General features: G+C 72.4%; 21 protein-coding genes. 14 read left to right on the top strand and 7 right to left on the bottom strand.

The features are described 5' to 3' along the window. The first annotated feature begins 42 nt into the window (after positions 1–42). The 5 genes from CP970_RS40795 to abc-f all read left to right on the top strand — a co-directional run bounded on the left by CP970_RS40795 (position 43) and on the right by abc-f (position 5,605). On the top strand, positions 43–933 hold the full coding sequence (locus CP970_RS40795; protein ID WP_055549943.1) for an LLM class F420-dependent oxidoreductase: 891 nt from the start codon (positions 43–45) through the stop codon (positions 931–933). A 73-nt stretch (positions 934–1,006) separates the two neighbouring features. Next, positions 1,007–1,432: a GNAT family N-acetyltransferase gene (locus CP970_RS40790; protein ID WP_055549945.1), complete on the top strand. Its 426-nt coding sequence runs from the start codon at positions 1,007–1,009 to the stop codon at positions 1,430–1,432. Between the two features lie 187 nt (positions 1,433–1,619). After that, positions 1,620–2,954 carry a hemolysin family protein gene (locus CP970_RS40785; protein WP_055549947.1) on the top strand — a complete coding sequence of 445 codons (1,335 nt, stop codon included), beginning with the start codon at positions 1,620–1,622 and terminating at the stop codon, positions 2,952–2,954. Further along, a complete protein-coding gene (locus CP970_RS40780) occupies positions 2,951–3,964 on the top strand; it encodes a hemolysin family protein (RefSeq protein WP_055549950.1) in 1,014 nt (337 codons plus the stop codon). Before CP970_RS40785 ends, CP970_RS40780 begins: the two co-directional genes overlap by 4 nt. Before the next feature lie 24 nt (positions 3,965–3,988). After that, on the top strand, positions 3,989–5,605 hold the full coding sequence (gene abc-f, locus CP970_RS40775; protein WP_055549952.1) for a ribosomal protection-like ABC-F family protein: 1,617 nt from the start codon (positions 3,989–3,991) through the stop codon (positions 5,603–5,605). 10 nt (positions 5,606–5,615) lie between these two features. On the opposite strand, the gene CP970_RS40770 is transcribed toward abc-f, so the two are convergent. Then, positions 5,616–5,888, bottom strand: coding sequence for a holin (locus tag CP970_RS40770; RefSeq protein WP_055549953.1), 273 nt, complete (start codon positions 5,886–5,888; stop codon positions 5,616–5,618). Positions 5,889–6,129: 241 nt separating this feature from the next. Between CP970_RS40770 and CP970_RS40765 the strand changes: the two genes are divergently transcribed. After that, positions 6,130–6,915 carry an SGNH/GDSL hydrolase family protein gene (locus CP970_RS40765; RefSeq protein WP_055549958.1) on the top strand — a complete coding sequence of 262 codons (786 nt, stop codon included), beginning with the start codon at positions 6,130–6,132 and terminating at the stop codon, positions 6,913–6,915. A 20-nt stretch (positions 6,916–6,935) separates the two neighbouring features. Here CP970_RS40765 and CP970_RS40760 read toward each other — a convergent pair whose 3' ends face one another. Then, complete coding sequence (locus tag CP970_RS40760) at positions 6,936–7,148, bottom strand: DUF4287 domain-containing protein (RefSeq protein ID WP_055549955.1); 213 nt, start codon at positions 7,146–7,148, stop codon at positions 6,936–6,938. A gap of 171 nt (positions 7,149–7,319) precedes the next feature. On the opposite strand from CP970_RS40760, the gene purB reads away from it, so the two are divergent. Next, positions 7,320–8,762, top strand: a complete 1,443-nt coding sequence (purB, locus tag CP970_RS40755) for an adenylosuccinate lyase (RefSeq protein ID WP_055549960.1) — start codon at positions 7,320–7,322, stop codon at positions 8,760–8,762. A gap of 89 nt (positions 8,763–8,851) precedes the next feature. On the opposite strand, the gene lysA is transcribed toward purB, so the two are convergent. Together lysA and CP970_RS40745 are read right to left on the bottom strand one after the other, a co-directional pair. Further along, positions 8,852–10,297 carry a diaminopimelate decarboxylase gene (lysA, locus tag CP970_RS40750; RefSeq protein ID WP_150494608.1) on the bottom strand — a complete coding sequence of 482 codons (1,446 nt, stop codon included), beginning with the start codon at positions 10,295–10,297 and terminating at the stop codon, positions 8,852–8,854. Positions 10,298–10,321: 24 nt separating this feature from the next. After that, positions 10,322–10,738, bottom strand: coding sequence for an SAV_915 family protein (locus CP970_RS40745; RefSeq protein ID WP_055544428.1), 417 nt, complete (start codon positions 10,736–10,738; stop codon positions 10,322–10,324). A 383-nt stretch (positions 10,739–11,121) separates the two neighbouring features. Between CP970_RS40745 and CP970_RS40740 the strand changes: the two genes are divergently transcribed. From CP970_RS40740 to CP970_RS40720, 5 genes are all read left to right on the top strand, one after another. Next, the gene (locus CP970_RS40740) at positions 11,122–11,922 is read left to right on the top strand and encodes a GNAT family N-acetyltransferase (protein WP_055544429.1); all 801 of its coding nucleotides are present in this window, start codon (positions 11,122–11,124) and stop codon (positions 11,920–11,922) included. A gap of 318 nt (positions 11,923–12,240) precedes the next feature. Then, positions 12,241–14,088 carry a methylmalonyl-CoA mutase family protein gene (locus CP970_RS40735; protein ID WP_055544430.1) on the top strand — a complete coding sequence of 616 codons (1,848 nt, stop codon included), beginning with the start codon at positions 12,241–12,243 and terminating at the stop codon, positions 14,086–14,088. Beyond that, positions 14,088–16,289 carry a methylmalonyl-CoA mutase gene (scpA, locus tag CP970_RS40730; RefSeq protein ID WP_055544431.1) on the top strand — a complete coding sequence of 734 codons (2,202 nt, stop codon included), beginning with the start codon at positions 14,088–14,090 and terminating at the stop codon, positions 16,287–16,289. Before CP970_RS40735 ends, scpA begins: the two co-directional genes overlap by 1 nt. A 21-nt stretch (positions 16,290–16,310) precedes the next feature. Continuing rightward, entirely contained in the window at positions 16,311–17,303 is a 993-nt protein-coding gene (gene meaB, locus CP970_RS40725; RefSeq protein WP_055544432.1) for a methylmalonyl Co-A mutase-associated GTPase MeaB, read from the top strand. 44 nt (positions 17,304–17,347) lie between these two features. Then, positions 17,348–18,394 carry an enoyl-CoA hydratase/isomerase family protein gene (locus CP970_RS40720; RefSeq protein ID WP_055544491.1) on the top strand — a complete coding sequence of 349 codons (1,047 nt, stop codon included), beginning with the start codon at positions 17,348–17,350 and terminating at the stop codon, positions 18,392–18,394. A 7-nt stretch (positions 18,395–18,401) separates the two neighbouring features. Here CP970_RS40720 and CP970_RS40715 read toward each other — a convergent pair whose 3' ends face one another. From CP970_RS40715 to CP970_RS40705, 3 genes are read right to left on the bottom strand one after another with little or no spacing between them, the layout of a single operon-like run. Continuing rightward, a complete protein-coding gene (locus tag CP970_RS40715; protein WP_055544492.1) occupies positions 18,402–18,872 on the bottom strand; it encodes a hypothetical protein in 471 nt (156 codons plus the stop codon). A 60-nt stretch (positions 18,873–18,932) separates the two neighbouring features. Beyond that, complete coding sequence (locus CP970_RS40710) at positions 18,933–19,679, bottom strand: ABC transporter permease (protein WP_055544433.1); 747 nt, start codon at positions 19,677–19,679, stop codon at positions 18,933–18,935. 2 nt (positions 19,680–19,681) lie between these two features. Continuing rightward, positions 19,682–20,614: an ATP-binding cassette domain-containing protein gene (locus tag CP970_RS40705; protein WP_055544493.1), complete on the bottom strand. Its 933-nt coding sequence runs from the start codon at positions 20,612–20,614 to the stop codon at positions 19,682–19,684. Positions 20,615–20,723: 109 nt separating this feature from the next. Here CP970_RS40705 and CP970_RS40700 point away from each other — a divergent pair, with 109 nt between their 5' ends. Beyond that, complete coding sequence (locus CP970_RS40700; protein ID WP_055544434.1) at positions 20,724–21,941, top strand: sensor histidine kinase; 1,218 nt, start codon at positions 20,724–20,726, stop codon at positions 21,939–21,941. Between the two features lie 14 nt (positions 21,942–21,955). Beyond that, complete coding sequence (locus tag CP970_RS40695; protein WP_055544435.1) at positions 21,956–22,618, top strand: response regulator transcription factor; 663 nt, start codon at positions 21,956–21,958, stop codon at positions 22,616–22,618. The last annotated feature ends 4 nt before the right edge of the window (positions 22,619–22,622 follow it).

Genomic DNA, 22,622 nt, shown 5'->3' with positions numbered 1-22,622 from the left:
GACAGCGGAAGCACCCAAGTACCCGACGCGCGAGGAGATTTCATGACCCGGCCGTTCCGCTTCGGCGTCAACATGGTCAGCCTGTCGACCGGCGACGACTGGCGTGAGAAGTGCCGCACGGCGGAACGGCTCGGGTACGACGTGATCCTGGTGCCCGACCACCTCGGCGCGCCCTCGCCGTTCCCCGCGCTCGTGGCCGCCGCCGAGGCCACCGAGCGGCCCCGGGTCGGCACGTTCGTCCTCAACGCCGGATTCTGGAATCCGGCCCTGCTCGCGCGCGAGGTCGCCACGACGGACGCGCTGACCGGCGGGCGGCTCGAACTCGGCCTCGGCACCGGTTACGTCAAGCCGGAGCACGACGCGGCGGGCCTGCCCTGGGGCACACCGGGCGAGCGCGTCGACCATCTCCGGCGCGCCATCGAGGAGTTGGACAAGCTGCTCGGCGCCGACGAGCACCAGCCACAGCCGCTCCAGAAGCCACGGCCGCCCCTCCTGATCGGCGGCAACGGCGACCGCATGCTCCAACTCACTTCCCAGCACGCCGACATCGCCGCCTTCACGGGGGCCAAGGCGGCCCCGGGAGACAGCAGCGGGACGCTGCGTCACCTCACCGCGGAGGAACTGGACGAGCGGATCGCCGCCTACCACCGCTTCGCCGCCGACCGCGCCGCACCGGCCGAGCTGAACCTGCTGATCCAGATGGTGGAGGTGACGGACGACCGACGCGCGGCGGTCCGCCCGGTCGTGGAGTACATCCCGCGCCTCACCGAGGACACCGCACTCGAACTCCCGATCGTCCTCATCGGCACCGTGCGCCAGATCGCCGACCAGCTGCGCGCCCAGCGCGAGCGCTACGGCTTCTCGTACATCACGGTCCTGGAACCGTACTTCGAGGCGTTCGGGCCGGTCATCGAGGAGCTGTCCGGCAGTTGAGCGCCGTGGCGCCCCGTTGTCCGCATGCTGAAAATCGCGCGTGCAGGGCCCCAGGCGGTGATGGAATGCCCGCATGGACGATCTTCGGATACGGGCCGCGACGCCCGAGGACCTAGATGCCGTGCTCGCCTTCTGGAAGGTGGCCGCGGAGGGCACCAGCATCAGCGACGACCGCTCCGGAGTGGAGCGACTCGTCGGCCGCGACCCCGAGGCGCTGATCCTCGCCGAGCGCGGGGGCGACCTCGCGGGCACGGTCATCGCGGGCTTCGACGGCTGGCGCTGCCACCTCTACCGCCTCGCCGTGCACCCCGAGCACCGCCGCCGGGGTGTGGGCGCGGCGCTCCTCGCCGCCGCCGAGGAGCGTTTCGTACGGCTCGGCGGGCGCCGCGGCGACGCCATGGTCCTGGACCGCAACGACCTCGCCCAGCACGCCTGGCGCGCGGCGGGCTACGCGCCCGAGCCGCAGTGGAGCCGATGGGTCAAGCCGCTCGGCGGCTGAGGGGCGGGCGGCTCCTGGGAGGCAGGCGGGCGGTCCGGGCGCCGGGGCGGCCTCGCCGGGGAATTAACATGGTGGGACCACTCGTCTCCACGGAAAGGTGTGAGCGTCCGCCCATGGGCGAGCCTCCCAGTACCCGACATCGCGCGTTCCTCCCGCCACTGCCCGATCATGGGACGGAGGTGACCCGATGACCGAAGTGCTCCTGCTCCTCGTGGCGGTGCTGCTCAGTCTGGCGTGTGGGGTCTTCGTCGCGGCGGAGTTCTCCCTCACGACGGTCGAGCGCAGCGAGCTCGAACAGGCCGTCGAACGCGGCGAGCGGGGCGCCGCGGGCGCCCTCAAGTCCGTCAAGAACCTCACCTTCCAGCTCTCCGGCGCCCAGCTCGGCATCACGGTCACCAATCTGGTCGTCGGCATGCTCTCCGAGCCGTCCATCGCCAAGCTGATCGCGGGCCCGCTGCGCGGCCTCGGCGTGCCGTCGTCGGCCGCCTCCTCGGTGGCCCTGGTCATCGGCACGGCCCTTTCGACCGTCTTCCTGATGGTCATCGGCGAGCTGGTCCCCAAGAACTGGGCGATCTCGTCGCCGCTGGCGGTCGCCAAGCGGGTGGCGACGCCGCAGCGCCTGTTCAGCGCCGCTTTCCGGCCCTTCATCGCGCATCTGAACAACACCGCGAACCGTTCGGTACGCCGCTTCGGCATCGAACCCACCGAGGAGCTGGCCTCCGCGCGCGGCCCCAAGGAGCTGATCGCCCTGGCCCGCCACTCCGCCAAGGAGGGCGCGCTGGAGGCGGACACCGCCGAGCTGTTCATGCGCACGCTGAACCTCGCCGATCTGACCGCGGAGAACGTGATGACGCCGCGCGTCCAGGTCATGGCCCTCGACGCGCACGCCACCTGCGAGGACGTCGCGAACGCCACGCGCGCGACCGGCCTGTCCCGCTTCCCCGTCTACCGCGGCAACCTCGACTCGGTGGTCGGTGTCGCGCACATCAAGGACGTCCTCGCGGTGCCCGCCGAGCGCAGGGCCCGCTACCCCGTGGCCGAACTGATGCGCGAGCCGCTGCTCGTACCGGAGACGCTGACGGTCGACCGACTGCTCGACCGGCTCTCCGGCAAGCGCACGATGGCCGTGGTCATCGACGAGTACGGCGGCACCGCGGGGGTCGCCACCCTGGAGGACATCGTCGAGGAGGTCGTCGGCGAGGTGCGGGACGAGCACGACCCGCACGAGACGCCCGACATCGCCGCCGCGGGCACGGACGACGACGGCAGGACGCTCTACTCCGCCGACGGAGCCGCGCGCACCGACCAGCTGGCGCGGGTCGGCCTCCGCACACCCGAGGGCCCCTACGAAACGCTCGCCGGACTCGTCGCCACCGAGCTCGGCAGGATCCCGGCCGTCGGCGACACCATCGAGGCCGGCGGCTGGCGGCTCGACGTGGTGGACGCCTCCGGGCGGCGCGCCGCGCGCGTGCTCCTGCACGCCCCCCTGACCGCGGACGAGCCCGAGGAGGATGCCCGATGATCGCCGTCCAGTTGCTGATCGGCCTCGCGACGCTCGTCGTGAACGCCTTCTTCGTAGGCGCCGAGTTCGCGCTCATCTCCGTACGCCGCAGCCAGATCGAGCCCTACGCGGAGGACGGGAACAAGCGCGCGAAGAGCGTGCTGTGGGGGCTGCGGCACGTGTCGGCGCTGCTCGCCGCGGCGCAGCTCGGCATCACCCTGTGCACCCTCGTGCTCGGCATCGTCGCCGAGCCCGCCATCGCCCATCTCCTGGAGCCCGTCTTCGACGCGGTGGGCGTCCCGCACGGCCTGGTGCACCCGATCTCCTTCGTGATCGCGCTGACCGTGGCGACGTATCTGCACATGCTGCTCGGCGAGATGGTCCCCAAGAACATCTCGCTGGCCGAGCCGGTGCGCACGGCGCTGCTGCTCGGGCCGCCGCTGGTGACGCTCGCGCGGGCGCTGCGTCCGGTGATCTTCGCGATCAACGCGTTCGCCAACGGCCTGCTGAAGCTCCTGCGCGTCGAGGTGAAGGACGAGGTGTCCGCGAGCTTCTCCGACGACGAGCTGGCCCGCATGGTCAAGGACTCCGGAGACGCGGGTCTCATCGACGACCGCGCGCAGGAACGGCTGCACGACGCCCTCGAACTGGGCCGCCGCCCGGTCAGGGATGTGGTGCTGCCGCTCCAGGACGTGGTCTACGCGCGCGTGGGCGTCACGCCGGAGCAGTTGGAGCAGCTCTCGGCCGAGTCCGGTTTCTCGCGTTTCCCCGTCGTCGACGAGGGTCGCAGGATCGTCGGCTATCTGCACGTCAAGGACGCCCTCGACCGGTCGCCGCGCGATCTGCCGTTCCGGGTCCCCGACATGCGCAAGATCGCCCAGGTCCGCGAGACGACGCCGCTCGACGACGTGCTGACCGCCATGCGCCGCAGCCGTACGCACGTGGCCGCGGTGCTCGGCTCTGACGGCAGGCTCGCCGGGATGGTCACGATGGAGGACGTGCTGAGGGAGCTGTTCGGCCAGCCCGTGTGAGTCAGTCGTACGCGTCCGAGGGAGCTGCCCGCAGTGAGTCAACTCGTCCTGTGCGACGTGTCGTACGGCTATCCGGACCGGCCCGTCCTCGACCGGGTCTCCCTCTCGGTGCGCCCCGGCGAGAAGGCCGGGGTCATCGGCGAGAACGGCTCGGGCAAGTCGACGCTGCTGCGGCTGATCGCGGGTGAGTACGTGCCCGCGGAGGGCGAGGTGTCCGTCGTGTCCGACGGCGGCACCGGCCATCTCGCCCAGGTGCCCCGGCTGCCGCCGCACGCCACCGTGCAGGACGCGGTGGACGACGCGCTCGCCGAACTGCGCGATCTGGAGCGGCGCATCCACGAGGCGGAGGCCGCACTCGGCTCCGCCACCGCCGCGGATCTCGCCGCGTACGGCGACCTCGTCGCCGCCTTCGAGGCACGGGACGGCTATCGGGCGGACGCGCGCCTTGAGGCGGCCCTGCACGGGCTCGGTCTACCGGGCCTGGCGCGCTCGCGGACGCTCGGTTCGCTGTCCGGCGGCGAGGCCGCGCGGCTCGCGCTGGCCTGCGTCCTCGCGCCGCGGCCCGAACTGCTGCTGCTCGACGAGCCGACCAACCACCTGGACGACCAGGCGCTCGGCTGGCTGGAGGAGCGGCTGCGGGCGCATCGCGGCACCGTCGTCGCCGTCACCCACGACCGGGTCTTCCTCGACCGCGTGGCGGAGTCGATCGTCGAGGTCGACGGGGACCGCAGGTCCGTGGCGCGGTACGGCGGCGGCTGGCACGGCTATCTGGAACAGCGCACCGCGGTCAGGCGCCGCTGGGAGGAGCGCCACCGCGCGTGGTCCGACGAGGTGGCCCGCCAGGAGCGGCTCGCGCAGGGCGGCTCCGAGCGGCTCTCGACGGGCTGGCGGATGAGCGAGCGGCCCGCGTTCACCAAGCACCAGCGGTCGGTGGAGGGGCAGCTCTCCGGTGCCGTACGCAATGCGCGCGAGCGGCTGAAGCGGCTGCGCGCCGAGCCGGTGCCACGGCCCCCGGACCCGCTGCGGTTCGCGGCGGCGGTGGCGGGCGGCGACCACCCCTTCGTACGTCCCGTGGAGCTTGCGGACGTGGCGGTCGGCGACCGCCTCTCCGTCCAGGACCTGACCCTGGAGCCGGGCTCACGGACGCTGGTGACCGGGCCGAACGGCGCGGGCAAGTCGATGCTGCTGCGCGTCCTCGCGGGTCTGCTCACGCCCGACCGCGGCACGGTCGACCTCCCGGCGCGGATCGGCCACCTGCCCCAGGAGGTCGTGCACGAGGACACGTCGCTGCCGCTCCTGGAGGCGTTCGCCGCCGGGCTCGGCGGGCTGCCCGACGACCACGCCGAGGCGCTGCTCGCCCTCGGGCTGTTCCGCGCTCAGGACCTGGCCGTACCGGTACGGGGTCTCTCCGTGGGCCAGCGCCGCCGTCTCGCCCTGGCCCGCCTGGTGACCCGCCCCGCCGATCTGCTGCTCCTCGACGAGCCGACGAACCACCTCTCCCCCGCGCTGGTCGAGGAGCTCGACGAGGCGCTCGGCGACTACGCGGGAACGCTGGTGGTCGTCTCCCACGACCGCAGGCTCCGGGAGCGGTTTCGCGGGGACGAGGTGCGGGTGGATTCGGGGCGGGTGCTGCGCGCGTAAGGGCCCGGTGTCACGCGCCACCGGTCGTCGGGGTGGTGGCCGTGGGGGTCGGCGCCGGGGCGGTCGGGCTCTCGGTGATGCCGGGGCCCTTCGCTCCGGCCTCCGACGCGCCGATCGCCGTCAGGACCGCGAGCAGCGCCGCGAGGCCGGCCGTCGCGAAGGCGGCGCCCCACGGGACGTCCAGCAGGCTGGTCGCCCCCGCGACCAGGACGGCGGCGAGCGCCTGGGCGAAGGTGCGGATCGCACGCTCCGCGGTGGCCTTCCAGAAGGCTGCGGTCCACATGGCGGGCTCGCTCTCTCGTGACGACGGCGTGCCTATGACATACCGCCGTCACACCGTCCTGCCCAGCACCTCCGCGCCGCCCCCGGAACGCCTTAGGCCGCCCGGTTCAGCGGGCGAGCAGATCGAGGCGTTCGCGGGCGCCGCCGAGACCGTGGTGGCGCGGCCCGCCGAACCCCGCGCCGACCGAGACCCGGCGGCCCCCGTCCACGACGCGCACCGGCGGGATACGATCGCTTCCGCCATGCAGATGAATGCCAACTACACCAGTCTCGTCGCGGTCGGCGACTCCTTCACCGAAGGCATGTCGGACCTGCTGCCCGACGGCAGCTACCGCGGCTGGGCCGACCTCCTGGCCGGTCGGATGGCCGCCGAGGCGCCCGGTTTCCGCTACGCGAACCTCGCGGTGCGCGGCAAGCTCATCGGTCAGATCGTCGAGGAGCAGGTGGACGTCGCGGCCGCCATGCAGCCCGACGTGATCACCCTGGTGGGCGGCCTCAACGACACGCTGCGCCCCAAGTGCGACATGGACCGCGTGCGCGGCCTGCTCGACGAGGCCGTCGAGCGTCTCGCCCCCGCCTGCAAGCAGCTCGTCCTGATGCGCAGCCCCGGCCGCAACGGCCCGGTGATGGAACGCTTCCGTCCGCGCATGGAGGAGCTCTTCGACCACATCGAAGGCCTTGCGGCACGGCACGGCGCCGTCGTCGTGGACCTCTACGGCGCGGCCGTGCTCGGCGACCAGCGCATGTGGGACGTGGACCGGCTGCACCCCACCGCCGAAGGCCACCGCAGGGTCGCCGAGGCCGTCTGGCAGGCGCTCGGCTATCCGCCCGAGGACGACTGGCGCACGCCCCTGCCCGCCGCGCTGCCGCCGCGCTGGGCCGCGCGCCGCGTCGCCGACGCCCGGTTCGCCAGGCAGCACCTCATGCCGTGGATCGGCCGCCGCCTCACGGGCCGCTCGTCCGGCGACGGCCGCCCGCCCAAGCGTCCCGACCTGCTGCCGTACGACGGACCGGCTCAGGGGCGGTAGCCGTCGACGACCGGTCGCCGCTACTTGCCCGCTCCCTCCGCGAGGGTGTGGGCGACCAGGGCGTTGGCGTGGCCGTGACCGAGAGCGTGCTCGGTCTTGAGCCAGCTCACCAGCTCCATGTGCTTGGTCAGCGGTGAGGTGCGGATGAGGTCCTGCCACTCGGCTATCGGCCGCCCGTACTTCTTCTCGATCGACGGAAAGTAGCTCGCGGGGCCCTTCACGGTCTCAGTCATGGACGCAGCATGGCAGTCGCCACTGACAACGCGGTCCAGCGAGCACCCACGCCCGGGTGACGGACGGCTCACGCTGCGTGGAAATCCCTGGACGATGCTCCAACGATCCCCGCCCTACGGGCTGTAGGGACGGTCAAAGTGCAGGTCGGAGGCCAGGTAAACTCCGTGCACGTGACTGCTGCGCCTGCAAAGCCCCGTATCCCGAACGTCCTCGCCGGACGTTATGCCTCCGCCGAGCTCGCCACCCTCTGGTCGCCCGAGCAGAAGGTGAAGCTGGAGCGTCAGCTCTGGCTTGCCGTGCTGCGCGCGCAGAAGGACCTGGGGATCGAGGTTCCGGACGCCGCCATCGCCGACTACGAGCGCGTGCTCGACCAGGTCGACCTGGCCTCCATCGCCGAGCGCGAGAAGGTCACGCGCCATGATGTGAAGGCCCGCATCGAGGAGTTCAACGCCCTCGCCGGGCACGAGCACGTGCACAAGGGCATGACCTCGCGCGACCTCACCGAGAACGTCGAGCAGCTGCAGATCCGGCTCTCCCTGGAGCTGATCCGCAACCGCACGGTCGCGGTCCTCGCCCGGCTCGGAAAGCTCGCCGGTGAGTACGCCGAGCTGGTCATGGCGGGCCGCTCCCACAACGTCGCCGCCCAGGCGACCACGCTGGGCAAGCGTTTCGCGACCGGCGCCGACGAGCTCCTGGTCGCGTACCGCCGCCTCGACGAACTCATCGACCGCTACCCGCTGCGCGGCATCAAGGGCCCGGTCGGCACCGCCCAGGACATGCTCGACCTGCTCGGCGGCGACGCCGCGAAGCTGGCCGACCTGGAGCAGCGCATCGCCTCGCACCTGGGCTTCGACGCGGCCTTCACCTCGGTCGGCCAGGTCTACCCGCGCTCCCTCGACTACGACGTGGTCACCGCGCTCGTGCAGGTCGCGGCCGCGCCGTCCTCGATCGCCAAGACGGTCCGCCTGATGGCCGGGCACGAGCTGGTCACCGAGGGCTTCAAGCCCGGCCAGGTCGGCTCGTCCGCGATGCCGCACAAGATGAACACCCGCTCCTGCGAGCGCGTCAACGGCCTCACCGTCATCCTGCGCGGCTACGCCTCGATGACCGGCGAGCTGGCGGGCGACCAGTGGAACGAGGGCGACGTCTCCTGCTCCGTCGTACGCCGGGTCGCGCTGCCCGACGCGTTCTTCGCGCTCGACGGTCTCCTGGAGACCTTCCTGACCGTGCTCGACGAGTTCGGCGCCTTCCCCGCCGTCGTGGCGCGCGAGCTGGACCGCTACCTCCCCTTCCTCGCCACCACCAAGGTCCTGATGGCCTCGGTGCGCGCGGGCGTCGGCCGCGAGGAGGCCCACGAGGCCATCAAGGAGAACGCGGTCGCCTCCGCGCTCGCCATGCGCGAGCAGGGCGCCGAGCGCAACGAACTGCTCGACAAGCTCGCCGCCGACTCCCGCATTCCGCTGGATCGCGCGCAGCTCGACGAGCTGATGGCCGACAAGCTGTCCTTCACCGGTGCCGCCAGTGACCAGGTCGCCGCGGTCGTCGCGCGGATCGAGGCACTCCTGAAGGAGCACCCCGAGGCCGCGGCCTACGCGCCGGGCGCCATTCTCTGACGGTTCCACCACCACGCGGTTCCACCACCGCATCGTCGCGACGGCGGCCCCGGGGCATCGCGCCCCGGGGCCGCCGTCACGTCCGCGCCCTACAGACCCACGTCCCTGCTGCGGAAGTCCTCCAGGGATTCCCGGCGCACCAGGAGCCGTGCGTGTCCATCGGCCACCGCGACCACGGGCGGGCGGCCCACGAGGTTGTAGCCCGAGGCCATCGAGAGGTGGTACGCCCCGGCGACCGGGACGGCGAGCAGGTCCCCCGGTCGTACGTCCCCCGGCAGCGGCACGTCCGTCGCCAGGATGTCGCCCGCCTCGCAGTGCCGCCCCACGACGGTCACGGGCACGGCCTCTGCCGTGGCGCTCCGGCCGACCAGACGGGGCACGTACCGCACCCCGTACAGCGCCGGGCGCGGGTTGTCGCTCATGCCGCCGTCGACGGCGACGAAAGTCTGCCCGCCGGTCCGCTTCACCGCGAGCACCCGGTAGAGCGCCACTCCGGAGGGGCCCGCGATCGCGCGGCCCGGTTCCAGGATCAGGTGCGGCACGGTGAGTCCGGCCGCCGCGCAGCTCTCGATCAGCTCGGCCCGAACCTTGCGGGCCAGGCAGGCGATGTCGAGCGCGTCCTCGCCGGGCCGGTAGGCGATGCCGTGGCCGCCGCCGAGGTCCAGTTCGGGGAGCGTGATGCCGTGCTGGTCCTTGATCCGGGCCATCAGGCCGACCAGCCTGCGCACCGCGGCGAGGAACGGCTTCTCCGTGGTGATCTGTGAACCCAGATGGCAGTGCAGGCCCACCAGTTCGAGCGCGGGCTGGCCCAGGATGCGGGCGACGGCGTGCTGCGCGGAGCCGTCCGTGATGGACAGGCCGAACTTCTGGTCGTCGGTGCCCGTGCGGATCTTGGCGTGCCCGCCCGCCGCGATGCCGGGTACCACCCGGACCATCACCTTCTGCCTGCTGCCCGTCGGCACGGCGGCGGCGAGGCGGGCGATCTCGGACGCGCTGTCGATGACGATGCGGCCGACGCCGAGCCGGAGCGCGGCCGACAGGTCGTGCGGGCTCTTGGCGTTGCCGTGCAGCACGATGCGTTCGGCGGGGAACCCGGTGGTGACGGCGAGCTCCAGCTCACCGGCCGAGCAGACGTCGAGGCCCAGGCCCTCCTCGGCCATCCAGTGCGCCATGGCGCGGCACAGGAACGCCTTGGCGGCGTAGAGGACTTCGGCCTCGGGGAAGGCGCGCAGATAGCCGCGGCAGCGTGCGCGCACCTCGCCCTCGTCCAGGAGGTAGGCGGGGGTGCCGAAGCGCTCGGCGACCTCGGTGAGCGGGACGCCGCCCACGGAGAGGTCACCGCGTCCGAGGGGCCTGGTGGAGGCGGGCCAGATGGACAGCTCCTCGTCGGACGGGGCGAGTGCGTCGACGGGGCCCGGCAGCACCGGGAGAGGGGGCGCGGGGGTCTTGGGGGCCGCTACTGCCGGGGCGCCTGCCGACGGCGTCGACGACGACGGGCCAGGTGCCGGGAACGGAGGTACGTGCAGGGTGGTCATGACAGGTCTCTTTTCGCCTCGTCCTCAGCCGATCCAGGGGGTCGGCGCGCCCGCCAGGGCCGCCGCGGAGGTGACGCGCGGCGCGCCCACCGCCTGCCGGTCCCGGTCGCGCCGGGGGGCCGCGTACCGCTCGCCGGGCCGCAGCGGCGGCCCGACGGGATGCGCGGCCAGCCGTGGGTCGACGGTGACGTCACCGACGCCGAGCGGCTCGACGAGTGCCCGCAGCGCCGGTGTGGAAAGCCTGATCCACGGCTGCGTGTCGCCGAGGGCGGCGCCGAGGCGCTCCTCGGTGGTGAAGGCGACGGCGGTGCGTCCGCCGACGGCTGTGCGGAACAGGCGGGCCACGCAGCCCGCGGGTCCCGGCCGGACGGGAACGAAAAGCGGCCCGGCCGGGCCGGGTTCACAGGGCTCGGGGTCCTCGCCGCACGGGAGCTCTGCCATGGGTTCCTCCGATGGAGACAGATGAGGCAGGTGAGAAGTGAAGCAGGTGACGGACGGAGACGGGCGGAGCCCACAGGGAACTCCGCGGGTCCGATCGGCGACCTGCGGCATACGGTGACGTTATGCCCGGCACGAGGTGCCAACCGACCCTCCATGACGCGACGTTGACGCGACGGCGCCCCACCCTGACGCGATGCTGTCGCCGGGCCCCTTCGGCCGTCAGTGCGACGTCAAAGCCGACGCCATGCTCTTGAGCCCGCGCCCCCGGCCCAGTTGGATGTCGCTCGGGACGGGAACCCGCTGACGCCGACACGGGCTGCCGTTCAGGGGTCGGCCGGTGTCACGCCCAGTTCACTCGAAGGTCGCACTCCGGAGGAACCCTCATGCTTCAGCTCCCCCAGCAGCCGCTGCCCGCCGTGAGCCGCTGGTTCACCGCGGGGGAACCCGGGACCGCCTCCCTGCCCGAGCACGTCGCCGCCGGCGGTGTGGGCGACTGGTGGGTGGACCGCGCCCTGAGCCCGCGCGTCGCGGCCGTCTCGTGCGCGGGCCACGTGCTGCTCAGCGGCGATCCGTACAGCCTCACCCCGGGCCTGCTCGCGCCCTTCGCGCACAGCCGCGTGGAGGCTCCGGTGCGCTTCCTGCCCGTGCTCGGCGCCGCGTTCGACCGCCTCGTACCGGTGGAGCGCATGGTGTACGTCCACCGTGAACCGGTGGCCGCGCCGCGGCCGCCGCGCGGGGTGACCGTGCGGCGCCTCGAGCCGCGTGACGCCGACGCGCTCACCGCGCTCGGCGACGACTCCGCGTGGATCCACAGCAGTTGGGGCGGCCCTTCGGGGCTCGCGGCCGCCGGGCACGGCTGGGGCGCCTTCGACCGGGCGGGCCGGGTCGCGGCCGTGGCCTGCGGATACTTCGTCGGTGACACGTTCGAGGACGTGGCCGTGCTCACCGCTCCCGAACGCCGCAGGGAGGGTCTGGCGCTGGCCTGTGTGACGGCCCTTTGCGCGGACATCACCGCGCGCGGGCGCACCGCGAGCTGGTCCTGCGGGCGCGACAACCGGCCCAGCCGACTGCTCGGCTGGACGGCCGGTTTCCGGCTGCATCGGGAGTACGTCCAGTACGCCACAGGGAAGCCCTCCGTCCAGCCGCCGCGGGTGCCCCGTCCCGCCTCACGCACCTCGGTGTGAACCCGCTCCGCACCGCGCCCCCTATCCGCCCCCTCATCGCACCCCTGTCCGCTGTCCAACGCGCCCCTTGAGTGCGGCCGAAGCTCCCCTTGAGCGCGGCTGAACCTCCCCTAGTTCCCCCCTAAGCCTTTCCAATGCCGTTCTGAAGCGATGCCACCGGCACCGCCGCTGCATCACCGTCTGGGCCGAAATGTGCCGGTAGATGCCTTCGGCAAGCACTAGCCGTCCGCCCGTTCCAGATCAAGGGAGTTCAGAAGAGGGCAAGGTCACAGCCCCTTTCGGCACCGCGTGCCAGGGGTTGGGTCCTAGCATCGGGGCATGACGGTCCTGCCTGACGACGGGCTTTCCCTGGCCGCCGAGTTCCCTGATGCGACCCATGAGCAGTGGCAGCGCCTGGTGGAAGGCGTGCTGCGCAAGTCGGGTAAGGACGTATCGGGCACGGCCGCCGAGGAAGCGCTCTCCACCGCACTCGAGGACGGGCTCACCACCCGCCCCCTGTACACCTCCCACGACACCGCGCCCGATGTGGGCCACCCCGGTTTCGCCCCCTTCGTACGGGGCGGCACGGCCGGTGGCAGCGCAGCCGCGGGCTGGGACGTGCGGCAGCGGCACGCGGGCACCGACCCCGCCCGCACGAACGAAGCCGTACTGGGCGACCTGGAGCACGGCGTCACCTCGCTCTGGCTGAGCGTGGGCGCGAGCGGCATCCCGGTGTCCGGTCTGGCGCGGGCCCTGGACGGCGTCTTCCTCGACCTCGCGCCCATCGCGCTCGACGCGGGCGCCGCATACGACTCCGCCGCTCGCGAGTTGCTCCGTCTGTACGAGGCGGCGGGCGTGTCGAAGGAGTCGGCGCACGGCAACCTCGGCGCCGACGTCCTTGGCCACGAGGCCCGCACCGGCGAAGAGTTGGACCCCGCGGCCGCGGTGGAGCTCGCCAGGCTCTGCGGGCGCGAGTACCCGGGTCTGCGGGCACTCGTCGTCGACGCGGGGCCCTACCACGAGGCGGGCGGTTCGGCCGCGCAGGAGCTGGGCAGCTCGCTGGCCACCGGCGTCGCCTATCTGCGCGAGCTGACCGCCGCCGGGCTCTCGGTCGAAGAGGCCTGCGCGCAGCTGGAGTTCCGCTACGCGGTGACGGCCGATCAGTTCCTGTCCATCGCCAAGTTGCGGGCGGCGCGCCGCCTTTGGGCCAGGGTCGCCGAGGCGTGCGGCGCGCCGGGCGCCGGTGCGCAGCGCCAGCACGCGGTGACCTCGCCGGTGATGATGACCCGCCGTGACCCGTGGGTGAACATGCTGCGCACGACGGTTGCCTGTCTGAGCGCGGGCGTCGGCGGCGCCGATGCCGTGACCGTCCTGCCCTTCGACCACTCCCTCGGGCTGCCCGACGCGTTCGCGCGCCGCATCGCCCGGAACACCTCGACGATCCTGATCGACGAGTCGCATCTGGCCCGGGTGATCGACCCCGCGGGCGGCTCCTGGTACGTGGAGCGCCTCACCGATGAACTGGCCCACGCGGGCTGGGAGTTCTTCCAGGAGATCGAGCGCGCGGGCGGCCAGGCGGCGGCCCTGCGGTCCGGTCTGGTCGGCGAACGCCTCGCGGCCACCTGGGCGGAGCGCCGCAAGAAGTTGGCGAAGCGGCGCGAACCGATCACCGGCATCAGCGAGTTCCCGCAGCTGACCGAGCGCCCCGTGGAGCGGGACGCGGCCCCCGAGGCACCCACCGGAGGGCTGCCCCGAGTGCGTCGCGACGAGGCGTACGAACAGCTGCGCACCCGCTCCGACGCGCACCTGGCGAAGACCGGCACCCGGCCCCGGGTGTTCCTCGCGGCGCTCGGCCCGGCCGCCGCGCACACGGCGCGGGCGACGTTCGCCGCCAACCTCTTCCAGGCGGGCGGCATCGAGGCCGTGCACGACCCGGCGACGGTGGACCCGGAGACGGCCGCCGAGGCGTTCAGGGCCAGCGGTGCGACAGTGGCGTGCGTGTGTTCCAGCGACGCGCTCTACGCCGAGCAGGCCGAACCGGTCGCGCGGGCCCTCAAGTCGGCGGGCGCCGAGCGGGTGTTCCTCGCCGGGCGCGGTGAGTACGCCGATGTCGACGCGTACGTCTTCGCGGGCTGCGACGCCGTTGCCGTGCTCTCCTCCACCCTCGACCGCATGGGAGTGGCGTAATGCGGATCCCCGACTTCTCCTCCATCGACCTGGGGCCCGGCGCCGACGCCGAGGGCTCGCACGAGCAGTGGCGCACCGCCGTCAAGGAGTCCACCGGCAGGTCCGAGAGCGACCTGCTGTGGGAGACGCCCGAGGGGATCGCGGTCAAGCCGCTGTACACCGGGGCCGATCTGGAGGGCCTCGACTTCCTCGGCACGTACCCGGGTGTGGCCCCGTATCTGCGCGGGCCGTACCCGACGATGTACGTCAACCAGCCCTGGACGATCCGGCAGTACGCGGGATTCTCCACCGCCGAGGAGTCCAACGCCTTCTACCGGCGCAACCTCGCCGCCGGGCAGAAGGGCCTCTCGGTCGCCTTCGACCTGCCCACGCACCGCGGTTACGACAGTGACCACCCGCGCGTGACCGGCGACGTCGGCATGGCGGGCGTCGCCATCGACTCCATCTACGACATGCGCCAGCTCTTCGACGGCATCCCGCTGGACAAGATGACGGTGTCGATGACGATGAACGGCGCGGTGCTCCCCGTGCTCGCGCTCTACATCGTGGCGGCCGAGGAACAGGGCGTGGCGCCCGAGAAGCTGGCCGGGACCATCCAGAACGACATCCTCAAAGAGTTCATGGTCCGCAACACCTACATCTATCCGCCGAAGCCCTCGATGCGGATCATCTCCGACATCTTCGCGTACACCTCGCAGAAGATGCCGCGCTACAACTCCATCTCGATCTCCGGCTATCACATCCAAGAGGCGGGTGCGACGGCCGACTTGGAGCTGGCGTACACGCTCGCCGACGGCGTGGAGTACCTGCGGGCGGGCCAGCAGGCCGGGCTCGACGTGGACGCGTTCGCGCCGCGCCTTTCGTTCTTCTGGGCGATCGGGATGAACTTCTTCATGGAGGTCGCCAAGCTCCGTGCGGCGCGCCTGCTGTGGGCCAAGCTCGTCAAGCAGTTCGACCCGCAGAACGCCAAGTCGCTCTCCCTGCGCACCCATTCGCAGACCTCGGGCTGGTCGCTGACGGCGCAGGACGTGTTCAACAACGTCACGCGCACCTGCGTGGAGGCGATGGCGGCGACCCAGGGCCACACCCAGTCGCTGCACACCAACGCCCTGGACGAGGCCCTCGCCCTGCCCACCGACTTCTCCGCGCGCATCGCCCGCAACACCCAGCTCCTGATCCAGCAGGAATCGGGCACCACGCGCTCGATCGACCCGTGGGGCGGCAGCGCCTACGTCGAGAAGCTGACGTACGACCTGGCACGCCGTGCCTGGCAGCACATCGAGGAGGTCGAGGCGGCGGGCGGCATGGCGCAGGCCATCGACGCGGGCATCCCCAAGCTCCGTGTGGAGGAGGCAGCGGCCCGTACGCAGGCGCGCATCGACTCGGGGCGCCAGCCCGTCATCGGCGTCAACAAGTACCGGGTCGACAGCGACGAGCAGATCGAGGTCCGCGCGGTCGACAACTCCTCGGTGCGCGCCCAGCAGATCGCCAAGCTCCGGCGGCTGCGCGAGGAGCGCGACGAGAACGTCTGCCAGGACGCCCTGCGCGCGCTCACCTCGGCCGCCGAGCGCGGCTCGGGCCCCGGCCTGGAGGGCAACCTGCTCGCGCTCGCCGTCGACGCGGCCCGCGCCAAGGCCACCGTCGGTGAGATCTCCGACGCACTGGAGAAGGTCTACGGGCGGCACGCGGGCCAGATCCGTACGATCTCCGGTGTGTACCGCACCGAAGCAGGCCAGTCGCCGTCCGTCGAGCGCACCCGCACCCTCGTGGACTCCTTCGAGGAGTCCGAGGGCCGCAGGCCCCGCATCCTGGTCGCCAAGATGGGCCAGGACGGTCACGACCGCGGCCAGAAGGTGATCGCCACCGCCTTCGCCGACCTGGGCTTCGACGTCGACGTCGGCCCGCTGTTCCAGACGCCCGCGGAGGTCGCCCGGCAGGCGGTCGAGGCGGACGTGCACATCGTGGGTGTCTCCTCGCTCGCGGCAGGGCACCTCACGCTCGTTCCCGCGCTGCGCGAGGAGCTCGCCGCCGAGGGCCGCGAGGACATCATGATCGTGGTGGGCGGGGTGATCCCCCCGCAGGACATCGAGGCGCTGCACGAAGCGGGTGCCACGGCGGTCTTCCCGCCCGGCACGGTCATTCCCGACGCCGCGTACGACCTGGTGAAGCGCCTGGCGGCCGAGCTCGGCCACGAACTGTGAGTCGGTGAGTTCCTCAATCCCATGCCTGTGACGATCGACATCGACACGTATGTGAAGGGCGTCCTCGACGGGAAGCGCGCGTTCGTCGCGCGCGCCATCACCCTCGTCGAGTCGACCAGGCCGCAGCACAGGGAACTGGCGCAGCGGCTGCTCACCGAGCTGCTTCCGCACAGCGGGCGGGCGCGCCGGATCGGCATCAGCGGGGTGCCGGGCGTGGGCAAGTCCACGTTCATCGACGCGCTCGGCACGATGCTCACCGCGCTCGGGCACCGGGTCGCGGTGCTCGCCGTGGACCCGTCGTCCACCCGCACGGGCGGTTCCATCCTGGGCGACAAGACCAGGATGGAGCGGCTCTCGCTCGACCCGGCGGCCTTCGTGCGGCCCTCGCCCTCCGCCGGGACGCTCGGCGGTGTCGCCAAGGCGACCCGCGAGTCGATCGTGGTGATGGAGGCCGCGGGGTACGACGTGGTGCTCGTGGAGACCGTGGGCGTCGGCCAGTCCGAGACGGCCGTCGCGAACATGGTCGACACGTTCCTGCTGCTCACCCTCGCGCGCACCGGTGACCAGCTGCAGGGCATCAAGAAGGGCGTCCTGGAGCTGGCGGACGTGATCGCCGTGAACAAGGCGGACGGACCGCACGAGCGGGACGCGCGCTCGGCGGCGCGTGAACTCGCGGGCGCCCTGCGCCTGATGCACCCGGCCGACGCCGCGTGGACCCCGCCCGTGCTGACGTGCAGCGCCCGCGAGTCGAGCGGTCTCGACACCCTCTGGGAACGGATCGAGCAGCACCGTACGCTGCTCGACTCCACGGGCCGCCTGGCCGCCAAGCGCCGTGACCAGCAGGTCGACTGGACCTGGGCGATGGTCCGCGACGAACTGCTCGGCAGGCTGCTCGGCCACGCGGAGGTGCAGCGGGTGGCGCCGGAGCTGGAACAGCGTGTCCGGGAGGGCACGGTGACGGCGACGTCCGCCGCCGAGCGGATCCTCGACGCGTTCCAGGGCGAGCGCCCCTGACCACGCCCCCAGGCACGCCCCACATGAACGGAGCCACCCGCACCATGAACGCCACTTCCGGCGAAGCCCCCGTACTGTCGCGCCGCGAAGGCCGCGCCGGGCACATCGTCCTGAACCGGCCGCGCGCCATCAACGCCCTCAACCACGCGATGGTCGGCCTCGTCGACGAGGCCCTCACCGCGTGGGAGCGGGCGGACTCGGTCACCACGGTGGTGCTCACCGGCGCCGGTGAGCGCGGGCTGTGCGCGGGCGGCGACATCCGCTCCATCCATGACGACGTCAGGGCGGGCGGCCGCGCGGCGTCGGCCGCGTTCTGGCACGACGAGTACCGGCTCAACGCCCGGATCGCCCGCTATCCCAAGCCGTACGTCGCGGTGATGGACGGCATCGTGATGGGCGGTGGCGTCGGCGTCTCCGCGCACGGCGACGTGCGCGTCGTCACCGAACGGTCCAGGATCGCCATGCCCGAGACCGGCATCGGCTTCGTACCCGACGTGGGCGGCACCTACCTGCTGACGCGCACGCCCGGCGAGCTGGGCACGCATCTGGCGCTGACGGGATCGGCCGTGGGCGCGGGCGACGCGCTGCTGTGCGGGCTCGCCGACCACTACGTGCCGTCCGAGCGCCTCGCGGAGTTCACCGCGGCCCTCGCCGACCTCACCGCGGCCGACGCCGTACGGCAGTACGCGACGGAGCCCCCCGCGGGCGAACTGGCCGGGCACCGCGAGTGGATCGACCACTGCTACGCGGCCGACTCCGTCGAGGAGATCGTCGAGCGGCTGCACGCCTACGGTGACCGGCACGCGAAGGAGGCGGCCGAGACGATCCTGGCGAAGTCGCCGACGTCGCTGAAGGTCACCCTCGCCGCCCTGCGCAGGGCGCGCGAACTGCCGTCCCTCGATGCCGTCCTCGCGCAGGAGTACCGCGTGTCCTGCGCCGCGCTCTCCTCGCCCGATCTGCCCGAGGGCATCCGTGCGCAGGTCGTCGACAAGGACCGCACCCCGCGCTGGTCCCCCGCCGAGCTCTCCCAGGTGACGGACGCGGACGTGGCCCGCTACTTCGAGGAACCGGCCGCCGGTACGGACGCCTGAGGGGCCCTCACGGCGGGTCGGTCTCGGTGACCACCGCGAGGAGCTGGAACGGCTGCTCCCTGTCCCACTGCGAGACACCGAGGGCTATCCAGCGCCCTTCGACCCGCCACAGGTGGAGATCCGGCACGGACGCGCTCAACTGCGCCCACGGCTCCGGTATCACCTCATCCCCTCCTCCGTCCTCCAGGTCACCGAAGTCCGCGTCCACGACGCGGTCGAACAGGCTGTGGAGACTGAAGGTCTGCGGCGGTCCCCACCGGTCGGCGAGGAGCACCGCGAGGCCGTCGCGCTCGGCCTCGAACTGCTCCTCGGCCACCTCCCAGCGCATGCCGTCGTCCTCCCAGAAGGTGTCGCTCGTCAGTAACTCCGCGATGTGGTACCCGGGCCCCTGTGAGCCGCGCTCCGACCTGCCGTGCGCCGCGGGGAATTCCCGGGAGCGCAGCAGGTCGATCGCGGCGAGATGCTGTGCGGTACTCATGACGTCCAGTAAAGCGGGCGCCACTGACAATCGGTCATGCGTCGTTATGTCCCGCCAGGGTCACGCGTCGCGGCGCCGCACCGCCCACCAGCCCGCGATGAGCGCCGCGGCCGTCCAGGCGGCCGTCACCGCAAGTCCGGTCCAGGGTCCGAGGGTTCCCGTCGGGTCCTCGTGGAGGACCTGCTGGCCCGCCTTGTCGGGCAGGAAGGCGGCGGCTCCGCTCGCCACGTCGCCGACCACGAACGACACGATCAGCGTGAAGGGGATGAGCACGCTCAGGACGGCGACTCCGCTGCGCAGCACGGCCGTCAGGCCCGCCGCGAGGAGCGTCATCAGCGCCAGATAGATGCCGCCGCCGACGCAGGCCCGCACGGCACCGGGGTGACCGAGCCCGATCGCGTCCTCCCCCAGGAAGGCCTGGCCGATCAGGAAGGTCCCGAAGCCGGTGACGAGCCCCACCAGCAGCGCGAGGCCCCCGACGACGGCCATCTTGGCGCCGTAGAAGAGCCCGCGGCGCGGTACGGCGGCGAGCGAGATCCGCAGGGCGCCGCTGGTGTACTCCGACGACACGGCGGTGGTGCCGAAGCTGATGGCCGCGATCTGCCCGAAGTTGAAGGCGTAGAAGGCACCGAACAGCGGCTCGGCGTCGGCGTTGTCCGCCTCGGCCTTGCCCACGGTGGCGAACACCAGCGCGGTGATGGCGACGCTGACCAGGAACACGGCGAGCAGCGAACCGACGCTGGACCGCAGGGACTTGATCTTGAGCCACTCGGCGTGGGCGACGGGCAGTGCGGCGGTGTGCGCCATGGTCAGACCTCCTGGCGGGTGGTGGGTGCGGTGGCCGCGAACTGGGTCTCGTCGGCCGTGAGAGCGAGGTAGGCCTGCTCCAGGGATGCCTGTTCGTCGGCGAGTTCGAGGACGGGGATACCGGCGCGGGCCGCGATGGCACCGACCTCCTCGGCCTTGGCCCCCTCGACCGTCCACCGGCCGTCCTGCGCCGCCCCCAGGACGTAGCCCTTGCCCGAGAGGACGCCACGGAGCGCGTCGGGGTCCGTGGTGCGCACCCGCACGCGCGGGTGGCTGTGCCCCTCGATGAACTCCCGCATGGGGGTGTCGGCGAGAAGCCTGCCCCTGCCGAGGACCACGAGGTGGTCGGCGAACGTGGCGGTCTCGTTCATGAGGTGGCTGGAGACCAGGACCGTGCGGCCCTCCCCCGCCAGGCGCCGCATCAATTCGCGGATCCAGATGATGCCTTCGGGGTCGAGGCCGTTGGACGGCTCGTCGAGCATCACCACGCCGGGGTCGCCGAGGAGCGCGGCCGCGATGCCGAGGCGCTGGCGCATGCCGAGCGAGAACGTCTTGATCCGGTGTCCGGCCACGGACATCAGCCCGGCCTCCTCCAGGACCTCGTCGACGCGGCGCGCGGGCAGGCGGTTACTGACGGCGAGGGCGAGCAGATGGCCGCGGGCGGTGCGCGAGCCGTGCGCCGCCTGGGCGTCCAGGAGCGCGCCGACGTGGCGCAGCGGGTCTTCGAGGGCGGCGTAGGCGCGGCCGCCGACGGTGGCCGTGCCCGAGGTGGGGCGGTCGAGGCCGAGGACGAGGCGCATGGTGGTGGACTTGCCGGCGCCGTTGGGACCGAGGAATCCGGTGACCCGGCCTGGGCGGACGCCGAACGTGAGGGCGTCCACGGCCCGGGTCGTGCCATACACCTTGGTGAGGTCTTGGACGTCGATGCTGGTCATGGGCATCAGCCTCGCTGCCTCCCCCACCCGCGGTCTTCCCCCGCCCGGGGAGGCCGTCTCCCTCGCGCGGGGGAGCCGGGCGGGGCGGGGTGCCTGGCACGATGACGGAATGCCTGGCTTCTTGAGACCCCTGACGCGCGCGGTCACCTTCACGCGCGGTCTGCATCTCCTCCTGGGCTCCGGGATCGCCTGGGTGAGCGCCTCGATCTATCCGGGGCTCTCCAGTCCCACGCTCACCGACTGGGCACTTGTCCTGGTCGTCCCCATCCCCCTGCTGGTGGCGGCCGCCATGGTTCCCGCCATGCGTCGGGCGGAGGGGCTGCAGGCGCGGCTGATGCTGTTTCCCGGCCCGCACGCGCGCGTGGAGGGTGGCGACGCGGATACGGATGTCTCCGTGGCGCCGTCCTCCTCCTGGCGGGACCGGGCCAGGACCGCGGTCTGGCTCGTCCTGCGCCTCGAGGTCGGCTGCGCGCTGGTGCTGGGGACGGGCCAGCTGATCGGCATGGTCTTCGCCGTGGCGGGTGCCACCGATGAACCCCCGGAGACGGACGGACTCGCCTTTCCGGTCCCCCACTGGGGCTGGGGCAGTCTGCCGTTGTGCCTGCTCCTCCTCCTGGCGGAAGTCGCGATGATCATGGGGGCGGGGCGACTGATGGCCCACGCGGCCCGGCACCTCCTCGGTCCCTCCCCCTCGGAGCGCCTCAACGCCCTGGAGGAACGCACCGAGCAACTCCTCGAACGCAACCGCATCGCGCGCGAACTGCACGACTCCATCGGCCACGCGCTGACCGTCGCCGTCGTCCAGGCGGGCGCCGCACGGGCCGCGGCGGATCCGGCGTTCACCGAGCGCGCCCTGGAGGCCGTCGAGGAGACAGGACGGGCGGCGCTCGAGGACCTGGAGCGCGTCCTGCGGGTGCTGCGGGAGGACGAGAAGCCCGTGAGCGGGCGGCCCACCCTGGCCGACGCCGAGCGCCTCCTCGACTCGGCCCGCGCCTCGGGCGCGAAGGTGGACGTGGAGGTGACGGGCCCCGTGGAACGGCTGCCGGGGCCGGTCTCCCGCGAGGGCTACCGCATGCTCCAGGAGGCGCTGACCAACGTGCTGCGCCACTCGGGTCCCGTGCCGGTGCGGCTGCGCATAGCCGTCGACGACGCCCGCATCGTCATGAACGTACGCAACCCGCTCCCCCTGTCGTCCACCGGCGTCACCGGACGCGGCGGCAGCGGCCTGCGCGGCATCCGGGAGCGGGCCACGCTGCTCGGCGGGCGGGCCGCCACGGGCCCCGACGACGGTGAATGGCAGGTGCACGTCGAGCTTCCACTGGCGTGATCTAGGCTGACCGGATGCCGGTCACAGTGCTCCTGGTCGACGACGAACCCCTCGTACGCGCGGGTCTGCGCGCCGTCCTCGCGGCACAGCCCGACATCGAGGTGGTCGGCGAGGCGGCGGACGGCGCGGCGGTGATCCCCCTCGTGCGCGAGCTCCGGCCCGACGTGGTCGCGATGGACGTACGCATGCCACTGCTCGACGGCATCGAGGCCACCAGGGCCGTCCTGCGCACGGTCCAGGACCCGCCGAAGATCCTCGTGATCACCACCTTCGAGAACGACGAGTACGTGTACGAGGCGCTGCGCGCGGGAGCCGACGGGTTCCTGCTGAAGCGGGCCAGGCCCGCGGAGATCGTGCACGCGGTGCGGCTCGTCGCCGAGGGCGAGTCGCTGCTCTTCCCCGCCGCGGTGCGCCAGCTCGCGGGCGAGTACGGCGCGGAGCGGGGCAATCCGCAGGCCAGGGCCGCACTGGACAAGGCGGCGCTCACCGAGCGCGAGGCGGAGGTCCTTCGGCTGATGGCCCGCGGGCTCTCGAACGCCGAGATCGCCTCCGGTCTGGTCGTCGGCACGGAGACCGTCAAGTCGCACGTCAGCTCCGTGCTCGCCAAACTGGGGGCGCGCGACAGGACGCAGGCGGTCATCGCCGCCTACGAGTCCGGATTCGTCGCGCCGGGATGAGGAC

Origin of the sequence: Streptomyces kanamyceticus, from assembly GCF_008704495.1 — a bacterium.
Classification (GTDB): Bacteria; Actinomycetota; Actinomycetes; order Streptomycetales; family Streptomycetaceae; genus Streptomyces; species Streptomyces kanamyceticus.
This window is presented reverse-complemented; position numbering and strand designations above follow the sequence as displayed.

Coding starts and splice junctions, on each gene's coding strand:
- CP970_RS40795 (WP_055549943.1), top strand. CDS start 43: ATGACCCGGCCGTTCCGCTTCGGCGTCAACATGGTCAGCCTGTCGACC.
- CP970_RS40790 (WP_055549945.1), top strand. CDS start 1,007: ATGGACGATCTTCGGATACGGGCCGCGACGCCCGAGGACCTAGATGCC.
- CP970_RS40785 (WP_055549947.1), top strand. CDS start 1,620: ATGACCGAAGTGCTCCTGCTCCTCGTGGCGGTGCTGCTCAGTCTGGCG.
- CP970_RS40780 (WP_055549950.1), top strand. CDS start 2,951: ATGATCGCCGTCCAGTTGCTGATCGGCCTCGCGACGCTCGTCGTGAAC.
- CP970_RS40770 (WP_055549953.1), bottom strand. CDS start 5,888: ATGTGGACCGCAGCCTTCTGGAAGGCCACCGCGGAGCGTGCGATCCGC.
- CP970_RS40765 (WP_055549958.1), top strand. CDS start 6,130: ATGCAGATGAATGCCAACTACACCAGTCTCGTCGCGGTCGGCGACTCC.
- CP970_RS40760 (WP_055549955.1), bottom strand. CDS start 7,148: ATGACTGAGACCGTGAAGGGCCCCGCGAGCTACTTTCCGTCGATCGAG.
- lysA (WP_150494608.1), bottom strand. CDS start 10,297: ATGACCACCCTGCACGTACCTCCGTTCCCGGCACCTGGCCCGTCGTCG.
- CP970_RS40745 (WP_055544428.1), bottom strand. CDS start 10,738: ATGGCAGAGCTCCCGTGCGGCGAGGACCCCGAGCCCTGTGAACCCGGC.
- CP970_RS40740 (WP_055544429.1), top strand. CDS start 11,122: ATGCTTCAGCTCCCCCAGCAGCCGCTGCCCGCCGTGAGCCGCTGGTTC.
- CP970_RS40735 (WP_055544430.1), top strand. CDS start 12,241: ATGACGGTCCTGCCTGACGACGGGCTTTCCCTGGCCGCCGAGTTCCCT.
- scpA (WP_055544431.1), top strand. CDS start 14,088: ATGCGGATCCCCGACTTCTCCTCCATCGACCTGGGGCCCGGCGCCGAC.
- meaB (WP_055544432.1), top strand. CDS start 16,311: ATGCCTGTGACGATCGACATCGACACGTATGTGAAGGGCGTCCTCGAC.
- CP970_RS40720 (WP_055544491.1), top strand. CDS start 17,348: ATGAACGCCACTTCCGGCGAAGCCCCCGTACTGTCGCGCCGCGAAGGC.
- CP970_RS40715 (WP_055544492.1), bottom strand. CDS start 18,872: ATGAGTACCGCACAGCATCTCGCCGCGATCGACCTGCTGCGCTCCCGG.
- CP970_RS40710 (WP_055544433.1), bottom strand. CDS start 19,679: ATGGCGCACACCGCCGCACTGCCCGTCGCCCACGCCGAGTGGCTCAAG.
- CP970_RS40705 (WP_055544493.1), bottom strand. CDS start 20,614: ATGACCAGCATCGACGTCCAAGACCTCACCAAGGTGTATGGCACGACC.
- CP970_RS40700 (WP_055544434.1), top strand. CDS start 20,724: ATGCCTGGCTTCTTGAGACCCCTGACGCGCGCGGTCACCTTCACGCGC.
- CP970_RS40695 (WP_055544435.1), top strand. CDS start 21,956: ATGCCGGTCACAGTGCTCCTGGTCGACGACGAACCCCTCGTACGCGCG.